Annotated in this window: 15 protein-coding genes; 2 read left to right on the forward strand and 13 right to left on the reverse strand. The window is 54.0% G+C overall.

Annotated elements, in window-relative coordinates; translation table 11 throughout:
* Window positions 1-65: 65 nt before the first annotated feature.
* From E5161_RS09920 to E5161_RS09980, 13 genes are all read right to left on the reverse strand, one after another.
* Window positions 66-518 carry a hypothetical protein gene (locus tag E5161_RS09920; RefSeq protein WP_136777563.1) on the reverse strand — a complete coding sequence of 151 codons (453 nt, stop codon included), beginning with the start codon at window positions 516-518 and terminating at the stop codon, window positions 66-68.
* 26 nt (window positions 519-544) lie between these two features.
* Complete coding sequence (locus E5161_RS09925; RefSeq protein WP_136777565.1) at window positions 545-1,510, reverse strand: ABC transporter ATP-binding protein; 966 nt, start codon at window positions 1,508-1,510, stop codon at window positions 545-547.
* A complete protein-coding gene (locus tag E5161_RS09930) occupies window positions 1,503-2,486 on the reverse strand; it encodes an ABC transporter ATP-binding protein (RefSeq protein WP_136777567.1) in 984 nt (327 codons plus the stop codon). Before E5161_RS09930 ends, E5161_RS09925 begins: the two co-directional genes overlap by 8 nt.
* Window positions 2,487-2,498: 12 nt before the next feature.
* A complete protein-coding gene (gene opp4C / locus E5161_RS09935) occupies window positions 2,499-3,425 on the reverse strand; it encodes an oligopeptide ABC transporter permease (protein ID WP_136777569.1) in 927 nt (308 codons plus the stop codon).
* A 13-nt stretch (window positions 3,426-3,438) separates the two neighbouring features.
* On the reverse strand, window positions 3,439-4,392 hold the full coding sequence (locus E5161_RS09940; RefSeq protein ID WP_136777571.1) for an ABC transporter permease: 954 nt from the start codon (window positions 4,390-4,392) through the stop codon (window positions 3,439-3,441).
* Window positions 4,393-4,456: 64 nt separating this feature from the next.
* Window positions 4,457-6,190 (reverse strand): ABC transporter substrate-binding protein, encoded by a 1,734-nt coding sequence (locus tag E5161_RS09945; RefSeq protein ID WP_136777573.1) that lies wholly within the window; start codon window positions 6,188-6,190, stop codon window positions 4,457-4,459.
* 207 nt (window positions 6,191-6,397) lie between these two features.
* On the reverse strand, window positions 6,398-7,312 hold the full coding sequence (locus tag E5161_RS09950) for an ArsR/SmtB family transcription factor (RefSeq protein WP_246042173.1): 915 nt from the start codon (window positions 7,310-7,312) through the stop codon (window positions 6,398-6,400).
* A 166-nt stretch (window positions 7,313-7,478) separates the two neighbouring features.
* The gene (locus E5161_RS09955; RefSeq protein ID WP_136777575.1) at window positions 7,479-8,600 is read right to left on the reverse strand and encodes a TolB-like translocation protein; all 1,122 of its coding nucleotides are present in this window, start codon (window positions 8,598-8,600) and stop codon (window positions 7,479-7,481) included.
* 26 nt (window positions 8,601-8,626) lie between these two features.
* On the reverse strand, window positions 8,627-10,090 hold the full coding sequence (locus E5161_RS09960; protein ID WP_136777577.1) for a sensor histidine kinase: 1,464 nt from the start codon (window positions 10,088-10,090) through the stop codon (window positions 8,627-8,629).
* A complete protein-coding gene (locus E5161_RS09965) occupies window positions 10,087-10,770 on the reverse strand; it encodes a response regulator transcription factor (RefSeq protein WP_136777579.1) in 684 nt (227 codons plus the stop codon). Before E5161_RS09965 ends, E5161_RS09960 begins: the two co-directional genes overlap by 4 nt.
* A gap of 32 nt (window positions 10,771-10,802) precedes the next feature.
* Entirely contained in the window at window positions 10,803-11,831 is a 1,029-nt protein-coding gene (locus E5161_RS21120) for a M15 family metallopeptidase (protein ID WP_246042174.1), read from the reverse strand.
* A gap of 379 nt (window positions 11,832-12,210) precedes the next feature.
* Window positions 12,211-14,463 (reverse strand): MMPL family transporter, encoded by a 2,253-nt coding sequence (locus tag E5161_RS09975; protein ID WP_136777580.1) that lies wholly within the window; start codon window positions 14,461-14,463, stop codon window positions 12,211-12,213.
* Between the two features lie 46 nt (window positions 14,464-14,509).
* The gene (locus E5161_RS09980; protein WP_211246725.1) at window positions 14,510-15,004 is read right to left on the reverse strand and encodes a DUF6220 domain-containing protein; all 495 of its coding nucleotides are present in this window, start codon (window positions 15,002-15,004) and stop codon (window positions 14,510-14,512) included.
* Between the two features lie 205 nt (window positions 15,005-15,209).
* Between E5161_RS09980 and E5161_RS09985 the strand changes: the two genes are divergently transcribed.
* Both E5161_RS09985 and E5161_RS09990 read left to right on the forward strand, forming a co-directional pair.
* On the forward strand, window positions 15,210-15,896 hold the full coding sequence (locus tag E5161_RS09985) for a response regulator transcription factor (protein ID WP_136777582.1): 687 nt from the start codon (window positions 15,210-15,212) through the stop codon (window positions 15,894-15,896).
* Entirely contained in the window at window positions 15,893-17,002 is a 1,110-nt protein-coding gene (locus E5161_RS09990) for a sensor histidine kinase (protein ID WP_136777584.1), read from the forward strand. The genes E5161_RS09985 and E5161_RS09990 overlap by 4 nt, the downstream gene beginning before the upstream one ends.
* The last annotated feature ends 15 nt before the right edge of the window (window positions 17,003-17,017 follow it).

Genomic DNA, 17,017 nt, shown 5'->3' on the forward strand with positions numbered 1-17,017 from the left:
AAATAGCGTGTCCTATTTTATAGCATCTAATTCGTCGAAAGGTTGGTCTACCTATCCTGTAATAATTAAAGGCCTATTTCATGAGCCAGTTCGATCCGGACTTCGACTGTTTCGGTGTCCGCTCCTGTCTCGACGAGCATACGCCAATGCTCCGGAACGAGATCTCTCAACTTCTCGTAAAGCGATGCGCTGAGCTTCAGCCCATCGATCCAACTGCCGCCGAAGCGATAGTCGCGTTGTTCCTCTTTGCCGAATCGGATCGACAGCAGGCTCTTGATTCCACCGATCGTGATAAAAGAAAACCGGTACCCTTCCAATACGGCCGCCCGCACGGCAGCCGTATTTTCGCCAGCAAATTGGAGGAATGCCCCCCAGTTCACTTCCGCATCCACTTTCTCTTTCAACAAATCGGCGTCCGCTCTTTCGATGAGCTCTATCATCTGTTGATCCGAATACCCTTTAGCCCGTATCATTTCGATTCGAAGCGCATAGGGCTGCGGAAGTTTCGTATTCGTCATCTGTTGTTCCCCCACTTCCAGCCTTTTCACACGAGATGGCAGGCGACATAATGATTGCCGCCGACATCGCGGAATTCAGGTACTTGCTGCTTGCATTGCTCCATAGCAAATGGACACCTTGTGTGAAACTTGCACCCGGAAGGCGGATTGGACGGACTCGGAATATCGCCTGTAAGCACAATCCGGTCCCGCTTCAGCTTCGGAATCGGGACCGGTACAGCGGACAGCAGCGCTTTCGTATAAGGATGAAGCGGATTTCGGAACAGCTCGTCCCTGGAGGCAGTCTCTACCATGGAACCCAAGTACATCACGCCGATTCGGGAACACAAGTGCTCCACCACGCTTAAATCGTGGGAAATGAACAGATAAGTTAACCCGCGTGTCTCCTGCAGTTTGCGGAACAGGTTAATGATTTGGGCTTGAATCGAGACGTCGAGCGCCGACACGGGTTCATCCGCGATGATCAAATCCGGATTGAGTACCAGAGCCCGGGCAATCCCGATCCGCTGACGCTGCCCTCCGGAGAATTCATGAGGAAACCGGTCGATATGATACGACGATAATCCGCACGAAGCCAGCACGTCGAGCACCCGGTCCCGCACTTCCGCTTTCGACACCAAACCGTGATCCAACAGCGCTTCGCCGATCGCATCGCCGACCCGGATCCGCGGATTTAATGAGCTGTAAGGATCCTGGAAAATCAGCTGCATTTTCGGACGCATCTTGCGCAGATCTTCGGCTGGCAGGCCGTAAAGATCCACTCCACGAAATTTCACTTCTCCGTCCGTTTTTTCCGTTATCCGGATAACGGTACGCCCGACCGTGCTTTTGCCGCTCCCCGATTCCCCTACGAGACCGAACGTTTCGCCGCGCCGAATGACGAAGCTTATGTCGTCCACCGCCTTTACGTGCCCGACGGTACGGTTCAGCAATCCGGCCTTAATCGGAAAATATTTTTTTAAATGATTGACTTCCAGCAGCGCATCAGCCATGAACAACCGCCTCCTCGTACAACCAGCAAGCGACCTTGGATTCATCCGTCACATTTTTCAAGCGGGGCTCCCGTGTCCGGCAGATGTCCATACAATGAGCGCAGCGGTCATGGAAATAGCAAGACTCCGTGAGTTCAAGCGGATTGGGAACTTGCCCCGGAATCGAGTAAAGCTCGTTCTGCCGCTGATTGATCACCGGCTTCGATTTCAGCAGTCCTTGTGTATACGGGTGCTTCGGATTGGCGAACAGCTCGACGACCTCACCCTCTTCGACGACTTTGCCGGCATACATGACGATTACGTAATCGGCCATTTCCGCAACCACACCGAGATCGTGCGTAATAAGCAATATCGACATGTTCGATTCGGCCTTGAATTGACGAAGCAAATCTAAGATTTGCGCTTGGATCGTCACATCGAGTGCAGTCGTCGGTTCGTCGGCGATGAGGAGCTTCGGGCCGCACGAAATGGCGATGGCGATCATGATCCGCTGCAGCATTCCGCCGCTCAGTTCATGCGGATAGGAATCGGCGATCTGTTCGGCCCGGGAAATGCCGACCTGGCCGATCAGCTCGATCGCCCGCGCACGCGCCGCCTTTCGGCTCATTTTTAAGTGCTCGATTAGCGGCTCCGTCATTTGCTCGCCTATCGTAAGAACCGGATTCAGCGAAGACATCGGCTCTTGAAAAATCATGGCGATATCGTTTCCCCGAATCGTTCGAAGTTCATGACGGCTAAGGGGAAGCAGATCTTGCCCGTCGAATTCGATCCGTCCGCCGACGACTTTGCCGGCAGGTCCTTCGACCAGGCCCATCACCGACATGGCCGTAATGCTTTTGCCGCAGCCGGATTCACCGACAATGCACACCGTCTGCCCTTGTTTCACCCGCAGACTTACGCCGTCTACTGCCTTGACCGTGCCTTCTTCGGTATCGAAATAGGTTTTGAGATTTTCGATCGCAAGCAAATCACCCATGGCGTCTATCACCTACCTCTTCTGTTTCGGATCCAACACATCGCGGAGACCGTCACCAAACAAGTTGATGGCGATTACCGTCGCGAAAATGGAAAGCCCCGGCGGGACCCAAAGCCACGGCCGTTCCTGGAAATCGATCATGTTGTTGGCCGCGTCGATCATGTTGCCCCAAGTGGCGGTAGGCGGCATGACGCCGAGACCGAAGAAGCTGAGCACCGACTCGCTCAATATCGCTCCGCCGATGTTCAAAGTTGCGATGACGATGAGCAGCGGCACCAAATTTGGAAGCAGATGGTTAAACAGCTTGCGGCGGTCCCGCAGCCCCAATACGACGGCCGCTTGCATAAATTCGCGTTCGCGAAGACTGAGCATTTGTCCCCGCACCATGCGCGCAAGTCCCGGCCAGTTGATCATGCTGAGCATCAGCATCACCATGTACATCCTGTAGTCGGTCGGCACTTTCCACTCCGAGAGGAGCGCTCCAAAGATAAACAGTAACGGCAGTCCCGGTATGGTCAGCAGCAAATCCGCAACCCGCATGATAACTTGGTCGACGATTCCCCGATAATAACCGGCAATTGCGCCAAGCAACAAGCCGATGAACAACGACAGAAGCATCGAAGCCAGACCGACGGTGAGCGAAATCCGGCCCGCCTGCATCAACCGGGTCAGTACGTCCCGTCCGAGCGCATCTGTACCAAGCCAGTGCTTGAGACTGGGAGCTTTATTCATCATGGCCATGTGAATCTTGTTGTCCGTGTAAGGGGAAAACAACGGGCCGATGAAGCAAAGCGCAAACATGAAAACAACAACGATAAGTCCGGATATCGCCAGCTTATTTTTGAGCAGCCGCCTTACAGATAACTTCCACAGCGAAGATTTCACCGGTACGGGCGACGCCTGCTTATTGACAGACAGTTCAGCATTCATGGATGACATGGATGAGCCCCCCTTACAACCTGACCCGCGGATCGGCCACCCGGTACAAAATGTCCGAGATCAGCGTGCCGATGACGGTCAGGACAGCGATTAACATGGTGAAGCCCATCAGCAGCGGATAGTCCCTAAGCGAGAACGACTGCATATAGAGCTGCCCGATTCCGGGCCAGTTGAAAATTTGTTCGATGATGAGCGATCCGCCGAACAAAGCCGGCAGTTCAAACCCGACAAGCGTAATGGCCGGGAGAAGCGCGTTGCGCAACGCGTGCGTAAACAGCACCTTTCTTTCCTTCATCCCTTTGGCGCGGGCGGTCCGGATATAGTCCTGCTTGATCACGTCGATCATGTTGCTGCGGAAATACCGAGTCAGCGAACCGACGCCCAGCAGCGTCATGACGATCACCGGAAGGGTCATATGGTGGACGACTTCCTTCACGTAGGCCAGACCGGTCGCGTTGCTGCCGGTCGTTAACATGCCTCCGGGCGGAAGCCACTTCCAGTCCACGGCCAGTATTTTGATCAGGAACAGTCCGATGAAGAAGGACGGCAGAGACATAGCCGCGAAGATGGCGACCATCACCAGCGTATCGAACCAAGAATACTGCTTATAGGCGGCGATGACGCCGATGATGACCGCGATCAGCCAGGTGAAGAATGTGGAAACGACCGCAAGCAGGAAAGAATTCCAGATGTACTGGTTAAACAGCGTGAGAACCGGCTTCTGCTGGGACAGCGAAAAACCGAGGTCACCGTGGAAGGCGTTTTTCATCCAGACTGCATACCGCTCCAGCACCGGTTTATTGAGTCCATAAATTTCCCTCAGCTCCGCTTTCCTCTCCGGAGTAAGCTTGATGTTGCCGCTGATGAAGTCGCCTGGTGTGAGCGCGTAAAGGCAGAAGATCAGCAGGGAAGCGGCAAAAAGGATGATCACCATGTAAACGAGTCGTTTGGCCAAATAAGTACTCATGGTCGGCTCCTTAATATACAGACCCCTGTCCGCAATAACGCCGCAGGACAGGGGACGATTGTTTTTATTTCAGGGACCAGTTCGGCAGGCTCGGCGCGATGCCGTTAAACGGGCTGACCGACAGATCTTGAATCCGGCCGTTATAGGCGTACACGGTTTTCTTGTAGCTGGTGAAGATAACCGGGAGTTCGTCGTTCAGCAGCTGATAGATCTCTTGGTAGATCTTCTTCCGCTCTTCGATATCGCTCGTGGCCAACCCTTTATCGTACAGTTCCTTGAATTTCGGATTGTCGTATCCTTTGATCTCGCCGTCCACGAACTGCAGCAAGCCGTCCGAAGGATCGGTCAGCAGCGGCGTAGAGAACGAAACGAGGTCGTAATCTCCGCCTTCCACTTTGGAAACCAAAGCGTTAAAGTCTGCGAAAACTTCCGGCTGGAATTCAACGCCTAGCTCTTTGTAGTTTTCTTTGGCAATCGCAATGAAGATATCGGTATTTTTACTTTTCGAGCCGAGGTAATGAATCGACAGCTTCTTGCCGTCTTTCTCACGGATTCCGCCGGAGCCTTCTTTCCAGCCGGCTTCGTCGAGCAGTTGTTTCGCTTTTTCCGTATCGAATTTGTAAGGGTTGATTCCTTCTTCGGTATAAGACCAGGAAATCGGAGAAGACGGAATGTTGGCGACAGCTCCTGCTCCTTGGTTGGCATCTACATAGATGCTCTGACGATCCAGGCCGTAGGTGAGCGCTTGTCTCACTCTTTTGTCTTTCAACGCTTCATGCTCCAGGTTGACTTGGAGGTAGCCGTAAGTGCTCGGTGTGTACGGAAGAATATTCACGAACCCGAGGCCTTTCAGCTTGTCGATGTTTTCCTGGGTTGCGCTGAAGGAAGCGAAATCCATTTCCCCGGTTTCGAGGAACTGCCAAGTATCACCCTGCGATGTTTTATAAATGAAATGCGGAGTTTTCGGTGCGCCTTTGAAAAAGTTCTCATTGGCGACGAACCGGACTTCTTGGCCGGGAATGAATTTCTCCAGCTTATAAGGGCCGTTGCCGACCGGAGCCGTGCCGAGTTTCTTGATATAATCCAGCTGACCGAACTTATAGTCTTTGCCGTAGTATGCTTTGGATAGGACTTCGGCTCCCAGCATCACCAGAGCTGTGGCGTTCGGCTTCTCCAGTGTGGCGGAAATCGTCTGCGGGTCGATGACCTTGATGCCTTCGATGCTGGCGGCTTTGCCTTCCTTGTAGGCTTTCCCGCCCTTAATATTCAGCGTGGAAATCTGGGAATCGCCGTCATATGCCTTGTCATGCAGGATCGTCCACGTAAACGCCACGTCGTCGGCTGTAAGCGGAGAGCCGTCGCTGAATTTCAGGTCTTTATGAAGGTGATAAGTATACGTCAGGTTATCCGAGGACACTTCCCAGCTTTCCGCCAGGCCCGGGGCAGGAACGCCCTTGTCGTCTACCGTCACGAGCGTTGTGAACAGCAACGAATTGACGTTGCCGTCGTAGCCGCTTTGCGTGAAATACGGAATGAATGCTCCGCTGGGATCGGTAAGGCCGACGATGATCGTATCGTTACGATTTTTGGCCGTTGCGGGAAGCTTGGACAAATTGCTTGCCTGTATCGTTTCTGTAAGTCCGCTTTGACCGGCCGGATCCGTTCCGGCGCTGGCGCTCCCGGATGCCGATGCCGCTGGCCCGCTGGAGGAATTCGAATCGTTTCCCTTCGAGCAAGCGGAAAGCAACAACGAACTGGCAAGTACAATTGTGGAAAATAAAGCAACCGTCTTTTTCATGACCAACTCTCCCACCTACATTTTGTCTACAATTCCTACCCGTTAAGTAGGCATTTAATTGTTGAGCCTATTATAAGTTGGATTTTTGGTTCTGTAAATAGAGAACTTCAAAATGTTTCTGTGTTTTAAGAACAAATTTTACAGCACAAATTCCCCACCTTTCTACAGAAAAATGGAGTCCCGCCGTAATCCTAACCTACCGCCTTATCAATCTTGCCCTATATACTCCAGAAGCTTCTTCTGCATAAGTTCCAGAGCTCCAGGTCTCAAGCTGTATACCGTGAGCGTTTCGCCCGCGAAATGCGCTCGGATCAGCCCGGCGCTGCGAAGCTTGGAAATATGATCGTGCGTGATTCCTTTGGACAATTCCAAATGGCGGACGATTTCTATAAAACTTCGCGGTCCTTGATGAAGATATCGTAGAATCTTGAGTCTGCTTTTTTCACCGAGGCTTCGGATCATGCGATAGTCATGCGCGGACAAAAAATCCTCGCCGCTGAGGTCAATTCTTGCGGAGTAATAGCAAACCGTCATTTTCCCGTAATGGAAAACACGGTTGATCGGCTGAAAGTGATAGCTCGGAATTAAAATGATCCGTTCCAATCCGGGCATTGGATGAAAAACGAGGCCGTTCGTCGTCTCGTCGATGAACGATTCGGTTTGATCCTCATGCGGCAGTTCCTTGGTGCGGTTGTGTTCTTCCCGCCGAAGGGCATCGAGAATCGCAGGATCGGTATGTTGAAAATACTGCTGATGCCAACCGGAAAAGATCGACAAGGTTTTGGAACGATAATGGCCCATATTTTCCGGAAACTGATTGCCATACTCCGCAATCAAATCATAGAGATCTCCGGTCGTGAGCCCGTCGAGCCAGGCTGCGAAATCTTCCGGCGCAGCCTTGTTCGGACAAAGTTGAACGAGCAGATGTGTCGTTTTCCAATCTCCGTCCGCTTCGGTTTGATCTAACAAACCGGCCAGAGAGGCCGTCAGCCGTCCTCGGGTCTGTTCCGCCCAAGACTCTGTGAGATCGATTTTTTTATAAGATTTTTTGCATATGTACGCATGGAGGCTGCTAAGCAGCTCATTCGGCGGTTCAAACTTGACATCGACAACGTATCCCACGTCCGTACGCCCCCTTATGGACCCATTATACCTTGACAATCGTATTCGGTCACCGATACAGCAAAAAACAGACACGCCTAGTGTTGGCGTATCTGTTCGGGTGTACCGAATCCTTGCCATTCAACCAGCAGGGTCGGGATGACGATCTGATCGGCGGGCTCAAGGATCATTGCGCCGCCGCCAAATAGGTGACGAATGCCGGTTTGCTTCGGTCATTGCCGATAAGGGTGTCGGTGATCATCAGCCTGTCGCCGGAAGGGCTCCAACGTGGGGCGTCGGCGATATACTTGATATCGATGGGCAAGGTCACGCTGGTCCCCGCCAACGGATCCGCGACATAGACGCCCTTGGTCGTTCCGCTCGGCTCGATGGCCGAATAGGCGAGGCGGTCGCCCGCTTCGTTCCAGGCCACGCCGAAGATTTGGTTGTCTTGGGCGATCGACCGGCGGTTCCCTCCGTCGGCATCCGTCACGTAGAGCTCCATGGTCCCGCTCTTGATGCGATTCACGATGCCCAGCTTCTCCCCGGCTGCCGAAGGCGCCGCCCAAACGACATTTTTGCCGACGACGTTTCGTTCCCCGCTGCCGATATCGCTGGCGAGCAGCAGTCCCGGCGGGGTAGTGTAGTATATTTTGCCGCCCTGCGCCGATAAATTCCCGAGCATGGAGGCTTTCGGATCGGGCCACTGCTTGCGGTCCATTCCGTCGGCGGATACGGAGATCAGTCTGCCGTCCATCGACGAATAAAGGATCGTCCGTTCATCGAGCCAAACCCCGTTGGTCAGCTCCAATTCGTCTTTTTCCGTGATCCGCACCGATTTCCGCGTTTGCAGGTCCATCACATAGCCGGTTCCCGTATTGCTCTGCCAATCGAACGTTTTGTAGAAAATGAGGCGTCGTCCGGGGTTGGCCAAGGCATATCCCTGGTTTTCGGGGCCTGGGGAAAGCGCCTCCTCCTCTCCCGTGGAGACGGTATGGGCGTATAGGTTAAGAGGACGGTACTCCGTTCCTTCCACCGTTACCGGCTGCCCGTCGGGATTTTCCTTGCTGACGACCAGCAGGTCGTCGCTCAACCATTCCGACCCACGCACGCCTTCGATGCGCACGAGCGGCTCAACGGTCGTAGTCCCGTAGGAGGTGTTCTCCGGGTTCGGAAGTATCGTAATGTCCGAATGAGAAGGAGCCGGGGAATTCCCTTCAGCACCGGAGCCTCCCGAAATGCCGCAGCCTGCAGTGAACAGGCTCATGCCAAGCGCCGTCAGAAGAAGGGCTTTCGTTCTATTCAGCACGGTTCCTCACCTTCCTGTCATGGATTTTATTCCGGGAGTGCCGGAAGCTGGACGCGGAATACGGTGTGCTTATCGTCCGGCAGCAGGGTCAGCGTTCCGCCTTGCTTCTCCGCGAGGCGTTTGGCCAGCGGCAGGCCCAGACCCGCGCCGCCGGTTTGGCGGGAGCGGTCCTTGTTCGCCGTTTGGAACGGTTCGAAGATTCGTTCCCGCTCGGTTTCCAGGATGCCGATGCCCGTATCGGAGACGTCGACGATCGCCTGCCCGTGCCTCTCACGGCAGGTGATCAGGATCTCTCCGCCAGGCACGTTGTATTTCATGGCGTTGTCGAGCAAATTGACGAAAATGTGGGTGAGGCTCTCGCGGTCGGCCAGAACGAGGGCCGGAGACAGTTCGATGCGGATCGACAGGCCCAGCCGCCGCGCCCTCGCCTTCATGCGCTCGGCCAAGTCCTCCAACAAGCCGCGCAAGTCGACTTGTTCCGCATGGTATTCGAAATCGTACTTCTCGAGCACGGACAGGCGCAGTACCTTTTCTACCATGTCGTGCAGCCTCGCCGTCTCTTTCCCGATATTGCCCACGGCGTCCGACCGCAAAGCCGGGTCGTCCGGATACATGGCCATCAGCTCCACGTAGGCTTTAATGGACGTGAGCGGCGTCTTGAACTCATGGCTGATATTGCCGATGAACTCCTTCTGCTGCCGCTCCATGAGCTGCAACTTGTCGACCGCCTGCCGCAGTTTCGACTCCTCGGCTTTCATGGCTTCGAGATTGGCGCGGATAGCCGAGCTCATGTAGTAGATGCTTTCACTCAGTCTGCCGAGTTCGTCTTTGCTCCGTTTCAGCGGGGGAGCGGAAGGATACTCCCCGCTGCGGATCCTTTCCGCCGTCCGGCTTAACCGGATGACGGAGGAGGCGGAACGGCCGAAAAACAGATAACCCAGTACGAAGCTGACCGCCGTCACGACGGTGCCCGACCAGACGAACAAGTTCCGGATTTCCCCGTAAAATTGCAAATCGGCCGCGAGCGGATATTGAAAGAGAATCACGCCCATTTGCTTGCCGGGACCCTGAATCGGAGCGGCGTACAAGAGGGCGGATCCTTCTTTCCGGTATGCGATTTTGCCCTGCGCCGCGATATTGACGATCCCGCCGCTGTCCGGCAAAAGGCCGAGAGGCATGGAATCCCCGACCGCTTCCTTGTCCTGGCCGTAAAGCACGACCCGCAGACCGGCGTTCACGGCCAAATCCATGGCGAGCTGCCGGCCATTCCGGCGGAGAAAGACCGAGGGTTCGGGCGTCCGGCTTTCATAATATACCTGCTTGATGCCCAGATTGGCCGAACGCGTCAGCTGGAGCAGGTTTTGCTCGGCCGTCTCCCGTTGGTGGTTCCGAATGCCCGCGAGCACGAACAGGCTGAGCACGAGCACGGTCAGCATCAGCAGGACGGCCAGAAACAGACTGTATTTGATTTTGATGCTGAACGGCGTCATGCGGACGGCCCCGCCGCACGGTAGCCGATGCCGTAGACGGTTTGCAGCAGGCGCTGCCCGTAGTCTCCCAGCTTTTTGCGCAGCCGCTGGACATGGATGTCGACCGTCCGCGTGCCCGCCGCGAAATCGAACCCCCAGACCAGGTCGAGTAGTTCGTCGCGGGTGAAGACGCGATTCGGATGAGCCAGCATGAGCGCCAGGAGATCGAACTCCTTCGGCGTCAATTCGACCGGTTCGCCGCCCAATTCCACGCTGCGCGAAGCCGGATGAATCGCGAGCGGTCCCGATACGAGCTTCTCCGACTTCGCGGGCTTCGACTCCATCCGGCGCAGCAGGGCTTTCACCCTGGCGATCAATTCCCGCATGTCGAAGGGCTTGGTCATGTAGTCGTCTGCGCCTATCTCCAGTCCGACGACCTTGTCGGCGATATCGTTCTTGACCGTGAGGAGGATGATGCCCATGCCGCTTCGGTTTTCCAGCCTGCGGCATACTTCGTAGCCGGTCAGCCTGGGCATCATGACGTCCAGCACCATGACGTCCGGACGGAACTCTTCGGCCAGGCGGAGAGCCTCCTCACCGTCATAAGCCGCGGTGACATCGTAGCCTTCCTTGCGGAACGCGTACGCGATCGGGTCGGCGATGCCGCGTTCGTCGTCGGCCACCACAATACGTTTGGTCATCGGATCACCTCGCATCCGCGGTTTGCCGAAGCTCACGCTTTCGTTGCGGATGCCTCCAATGTATCAAAAAATGCTTCCAATGTCAGTTTGCTCCGGGCCACCTCCGCGGCGGCCTCTTTACCAATGTACCGGACATGCCAAGGTTCGTAGGTATATCCCGTGATCCGTTCCTCCCCTTGGGGATATCGGATTATGAAGCCGTAATCGGCGGCGTGCTTTGCCAGCCAGCGGCCTTCCTTCGTGCCGCCGAAGGATTCCTCGAGCGCGTATCCGACGCTGGCGCTGGAGACGTCCATGGCGAGCCCCGTCTGATGCTCGCTTTGGCCTGGGTGGGCGCTGGTGCGGTTGGCTTCCTCGGCTCCTTTGGCCTTGGCGTTGCGGTCAAAGATTGCTTTCTGCGTGGCGTAAGAGCGGTAGCCGGACACCGCCTTCAGCTCGATGCCGGCTTTCCATGCACCGTCGAACAGCTTTTCCAAGGCTGCGGCGGCTTCCTTTCTCATCTGCTTCTTCGGAGAATCGCCGGAGAAAGAGAACGGCACGTCCGGGATCGTCAAATCTTTCGGGACGTAAGAAGAGGGCAAATTCCGTTCTTTATTGACCAACACATACAGGCTGGAAGGGTTCGTAATAACCGCCGTTCCGTTCTTGCTCCGTTCGACTGTCTTCGACGGCAGGTTATTCATCGCCCAGGCTGACGCCGCCTGAGCAACGCGAGCCGTCCCTTTCGGATCAACGGGCTTCTTTGATGGCTCCGTCGGCTTTGACGTTGCCGGCTTTGACGTTGCCGGCTTTGACGTTGCTGGCTTGGTTGCAGGCTTAGTTGACGGCTTGGTTGCAGGCTTGGTTGCAGGCCCTTCCGCTGCCGGCAGGGAAGGCGGCTCCGCGGCAGCGGCAGAAGGGTCCGTCGTTCCAGCGCTGGCGACGGGGGGCGGCGTCAAGACGACGGCAGGTGGCGCAGCGGCCGAATCGCCGTTGCTTTCCGCTTGAATAAAGAGTCCCCCGGCAGCGAAGGCGACCGCGAACGCGATCAGCCAACGTCCGGTTCCGGGCAGTTTCCTCATTTCCTCTCCTCCAATTGAAGTGGTGGACTCCATCGTAAGAGAGGAATGTATCGCCGATTTATCGAATTGTATCGAACTTGTAAACCTTTCGGACGAAATTCGTCCAAAAACGGTAACAGGGGCTGTCTCAAAAGGTCTAAAATGACCTGAGGGGCATCCTTTTTTACTTTTGCTAAACAAAAAGTGGCATCGTGTAAGGCAATAAAGTTGCTTTACAGGTGCAATTATCGGTGGTCGGTTGCGTGTAAAGCAATAAAATTGCTTTACACGTGATAGAATCGGTGCGTGGAGTCAAAAACTAAGGAGCTAAGCGTAATCAGGCCGCTTAGCTCCTTGGTTTTAAACGATTTACCTAGATTGACTCGGAGAGTCGCGATCCTCAACCTCCGGTTAATAACGGATCAACCGGCTCTTCAATAGATGTTGAATCCGTGTCCGCAACGACGTTACGGCGTCCGGGCCAGAAAGCCCACCTACCCAGAAGCAACGTAATGGCTGGTACGAGGAATGGACGCACAACGAACGTATCGAGCAAAATCCCGAGCGAGACGATGACTCCCATTTGCAACATCAACTGAACCGGCATCGTGATCAAAACGGCGAACGTACCCGCAAGAATGAGGCCTGCCGATGTAATGACCGATCCCGTCTCCCCCACGCCTTCCAAGACCGCTTGTTTGAGCGGCATGCGCTTGCTCTTCTGCCAAATGGAAGAAATCACGAAAATGTTGTAATCCTCGCCTAGCGCGATTAAAAATACAAACGAATACAGCGGTACCGTCCCTTGAATCACATCCATGCCCAGGAAGTGGTGCAAGACGAGCCACCCTAATCCCAAAGCCGACAAATACGAGAGTAATACGGTTAAAATAAGGTAAGCCGCAGCGATCAAAGAACGCAGATACACGACTAGGAGCGTTGCGATCATGATGATGATCAGCGGCAAGATGATGCTCATATCCCGTATGTTGGTTTCTTTCGTGTCATATTGCTCCGCTGTCTCTCCGGAAATCCATACATGCTTCGCAGCGTTCGTGTCGCCTGACTGATGCAACGCTCCTTCGATCGATTGACGGAGTTCCGGAATCAAATTCATCGCTTCCATCGAATAAGGATTCAGGTTAAGTCGTACGTCATACGCCTTAATTGCAGGATTCGTCTTCCCTGCCTGCGGCTCGGATACTTGTGACACGTAAGGAAGCGAGGCTAAAGTCTGTGCAACGTCCCCATCCTTGCCATCGGTATCTACGACTACTTTAACGGGAGCGAGATCGCCGGGCGAGAACTGCTCGCCGATGACGGAGAATCCTTCGATGGATGCCATCGTTTTTGGGAACATGGCCAGCTTATCAAACGTGAACTTCACCTGAGTCGAGAATACGGCAAATCCGCCAAGCACCAAGCAGGTCAGGACCGTAATGAGCCAAGGCCGACGTACGACAAGGGAACCGATCAAATTGCGCGAGGGCTTCTTCGAAGCCGGGGCCGGACGTCCCTTGCGATTAGCTCGTTCGGCCAGCATTTCCGTCGTCCTCGGAATGAACGGCCAGAACGAAGCGCGCCCCATAATAGCGAGCAAAGCAGGAACAAGCGTCAAGCTGGCCAGGACCATAATGAAGATGGAAATCCCAAACGGTGCGGCGAGCAGCCGGAACGAACCGTACTCCGCAACGATCATCGTAAGGAGCGAGAGAATGACGGTTAAACCGCTCATCGCGATCGCGCCTGACGATCCGGTAATGGCGCCGCGAAGCGCCTTGAACTTGTCCGGTTCGGTCTTCAGCAGTTGACGGAACCGGTTAATGAGGAACAAGCAATAATCCGTACCGGTGCCGAACAATAATACCGTCATGATATTGGTTCCTTGCTTTTCCACCGTTATCATGCCGCTGTGCACCATCGAGCCCAAAACCGGACTGATGACGAAGTAAGCGATGCCTACGGCAACCAGCGGGGTCAAGGCCAGAATCGGCGAGCGGTAAATGAGCAGAAGCAGCACGAGCACAAGCAGTACAGTGGCGAGCATCAAAGTTTTGTCGGCCTGACCGAATACTCCAGTTGCGTCGACCTGTATGCCGACCTGACCGGTAACTCTTGCGTTCAAGTCAGCCGGAGAATCGATGGCGACCGCGAACGGATCTGAACCGAATATGGCGGTTGCTTCTTTTTTCGCTTGGTCTACGCCTTCCTTCCACTCATTCGATTGCGCGCTTTTACTGAAGAATACCGGCGAGACGATGGTACTGCCGTCCTCCGACAGCTTCGTTTTCAAAGCTTGAAGCGGCATTTGATGCAATGGCGGTACGGATGTCTGATGCGGAACGGGATTTGTCGATAATTTTTCGGTAAATTGTTGGATGTGCTGCAGGTCGGTATCGGTCAGTCCTCTTTGGCGGTGCCACACGAATAGGGCAAGAGCATCTTCCGCATTCGGATATTCTCTCATAACTAATTCTTTTGCTTGCACGGATGGCCTGGTGTCAGGCAATGGGGGAGCATTATTCACGACTTCTTTGCTAATGGGCGGTGCCAGCGTGTTTAACAGCCCTGCCGCGACTAACCAAATCAACAAAGTAACCCATCTGGTAATTGGGCCTGCCACCCATTTACCAATTCCAGTTCGATCCTTCATTTTTGATTCTCCTCTTTAACTAGGTTCGCATAATCTTGGCTTTCGATCATGGCCTTAAGAATGAGGGGCATCCCGCTTCATCCATGCATTTTGATCGTTTGATCGGGTTCGCGGTAGGATCCGGAATATTGTTGCTATTTTGCAGGGCATGGGACATCCGTGCAATGGACAGCGTTTGCCCAAGCATGATCATCGCGATTACCGGATGAAGGGCCGCCAAATAACCGATGTTCGACGATAATTTGGCGGTGACGAACATTAGAGCGATCATGCCGATCAAACCTGCGCTGCGCAGGCGCAGCGAGAGCGGCAGCCGTGCGACGAGGGAAGTGATGAGCAATAAGATAGGGGGAATCATGAGAAATTTGGCGAACCCTGTGTGGCTTGCCCAACGGGCTGAATCCCAAAACAAGGCTAGACCCGCGAGAAACACTTGGATCATAATACAAACCGCAAATAGCCGTGCCAGCCACGTAAAGACGATACGTGCTTTGAAGACCAGGTTACTCATTTTTGAATCCTCTCTTTCCATGCTTTTCATGATTCATTTCCTCCCGATATCGTTATTTTTCCGCCTTCTCTCTTTCCCCGTCAGTTTACAAAACAAATGTCGAGAACTTATGCAGATCTTCCACTATTTGCATGAATGTCTATTGGGACCTGAATAAATCACGGTATAATGGCATCAAACCCATGTGGAAAGTTGAGAGTTTGCTCCGCAAACTCCCTACAAAAGGAGCGGGGAGATGGAACCGAAACTGTTGCTCGTAGAGGACGAACCGGGCATGTTGGAGGAAATGCAGACATTTTTGCAACGCGAAGGGTTTCGGGTATTGTCTGCCCGAACCGGTAAGGAAGCGCTCGCGATTGCCCGCTCTGAACAGCCTGATCTCGTCGTGCTCGATTGGATGCTCCCCGAGAAAAGCGGCATCGACGTATGCCGTGAATTAAGGCAAACCTCGCATTGCGGCATTATCATGGTTACGGCCAGGTCGGATGAAGCGGATAAAATTGTAGGTTTGGAGATCGGCGCCGACGATTATTTGACGAAGCCGTTCAGTTTGCGCGAGCTCGCTTCGCGGATTCGAGCCATTCTTCGCCGCTTCCGGGGACCGGATGATCAGGCGAAACTTTTGGAGCGGGATAATCTGACCATCTCCGAAGCCAGATGTCAGGTGTTCAAGGATGGTCAAGAAATACAATTAACGCCGACAGAATTCAAAATCCTGTTCACGTTGGCGTCGCGGCCGGGTATCGTATTCAGCCGATTGCAATTGTTAAAGGCAGCCCTTGAGGATGAGTACGCAGGGTACGATCGGACGATGGATTCCCATATCCGAAATCTCCGCCGAAAACTGGAAGATGATGCGGCCAATCCCCGATATATCCAAACGGTTTACGGATTTGGATATCGCTTTGGTGAACAATCATGACAGTCCGCCAGAAAATTTTCGTCTGTATGGGACTTCTTCTGACGATTGGTGTCATTCATGCCATAACGAATCAGATGTACATGGACCACTTGTTCGATCAATTTCGCGATGAACAAATCGGTACATCTTATATGAACGCCCCACACGGAGAACAAATCGAGATTTTGAAAACGTACATTAAAGTCAAAACGAAGCCGATGGGGATTGGAAGTGGAATCTTTTTCGTTGTACTCGGACTTGGCTTCAGTTTGTGGATTTCCGGGGTGCTGACAATCCCGCTTCGCAAACTCGTTGCTGCTATCGAACGCGTTGCAGAAGGTGACCTGGACGTGAAAGTTCCCGTGCAAACGAAAGATGAATACGGTAAAGTGATCCAGACCTTCAACGATATGACGCTTCGCCTCCGGGAAGCTGAGGACGCCCGCAGGCGGTTGGTAGCTGATGTCGCTCATGAGCTTCGAACACCGCTGTCCATCATGCAGCTAAAACTGGAAAATGCCCAACACGCCGGGCAACAGGTCCCCCCGGAAATGCTGCTGCAACTGCACGACGAAGTCATTCGCTTGAGCCTGTTGGTCGAAGATCTTCATGTGTTGTCATTGGCTGAGGCCGGCCGGCTGTCAATGGATCTTAAGCCGCTCGATCTGACGACGCACCTTGAACGCATGGTAGAGGACGTCAAATATGAGGCTGAGGAGAAAGGACTGGACGTTCGCCTCAATTCGAAAACAAGCCCGGTGAAGGTGATGGCCGATGCAAGACGAATCGCACAGGTGTTCATTAATTTACTGACCAATGCGATCCGCTACACGCCGGCTGGAGGAAAGATTTCAGTTGAAATCGAGGATCAAGTCGTCGATCGGGGTTCGATCTATGCCAGGGTCTCCGTAACGGACACCGGCATTGGGATCCCTGAGGAAGATGTTGCCCATCTCTTCGATCGGTTTTACCGCGTGGAAGAAGCCCGTTCGCGGCATACGGGCGGAACGGGACTTGGACTGTCCATTGCCCATCATTTCGTTAAAGCCCACGGAGGATTCATTCGCGTCCAGAGCAAGCCGAATGAAGGAACGACCTTTACCGTCTATTTGCCTTCTTGTAATTGAGAAAAGCCTGTTTTC

The organism is Cohnella pontilimi (assembly GCF_005049045.1).
Classification (GTDB): domain Bacteria; phylum Bacillota; class Bacilli; order Paenibacillales; family Paenibacillaceae; genus Cohnella; species Cohnella pontilimi.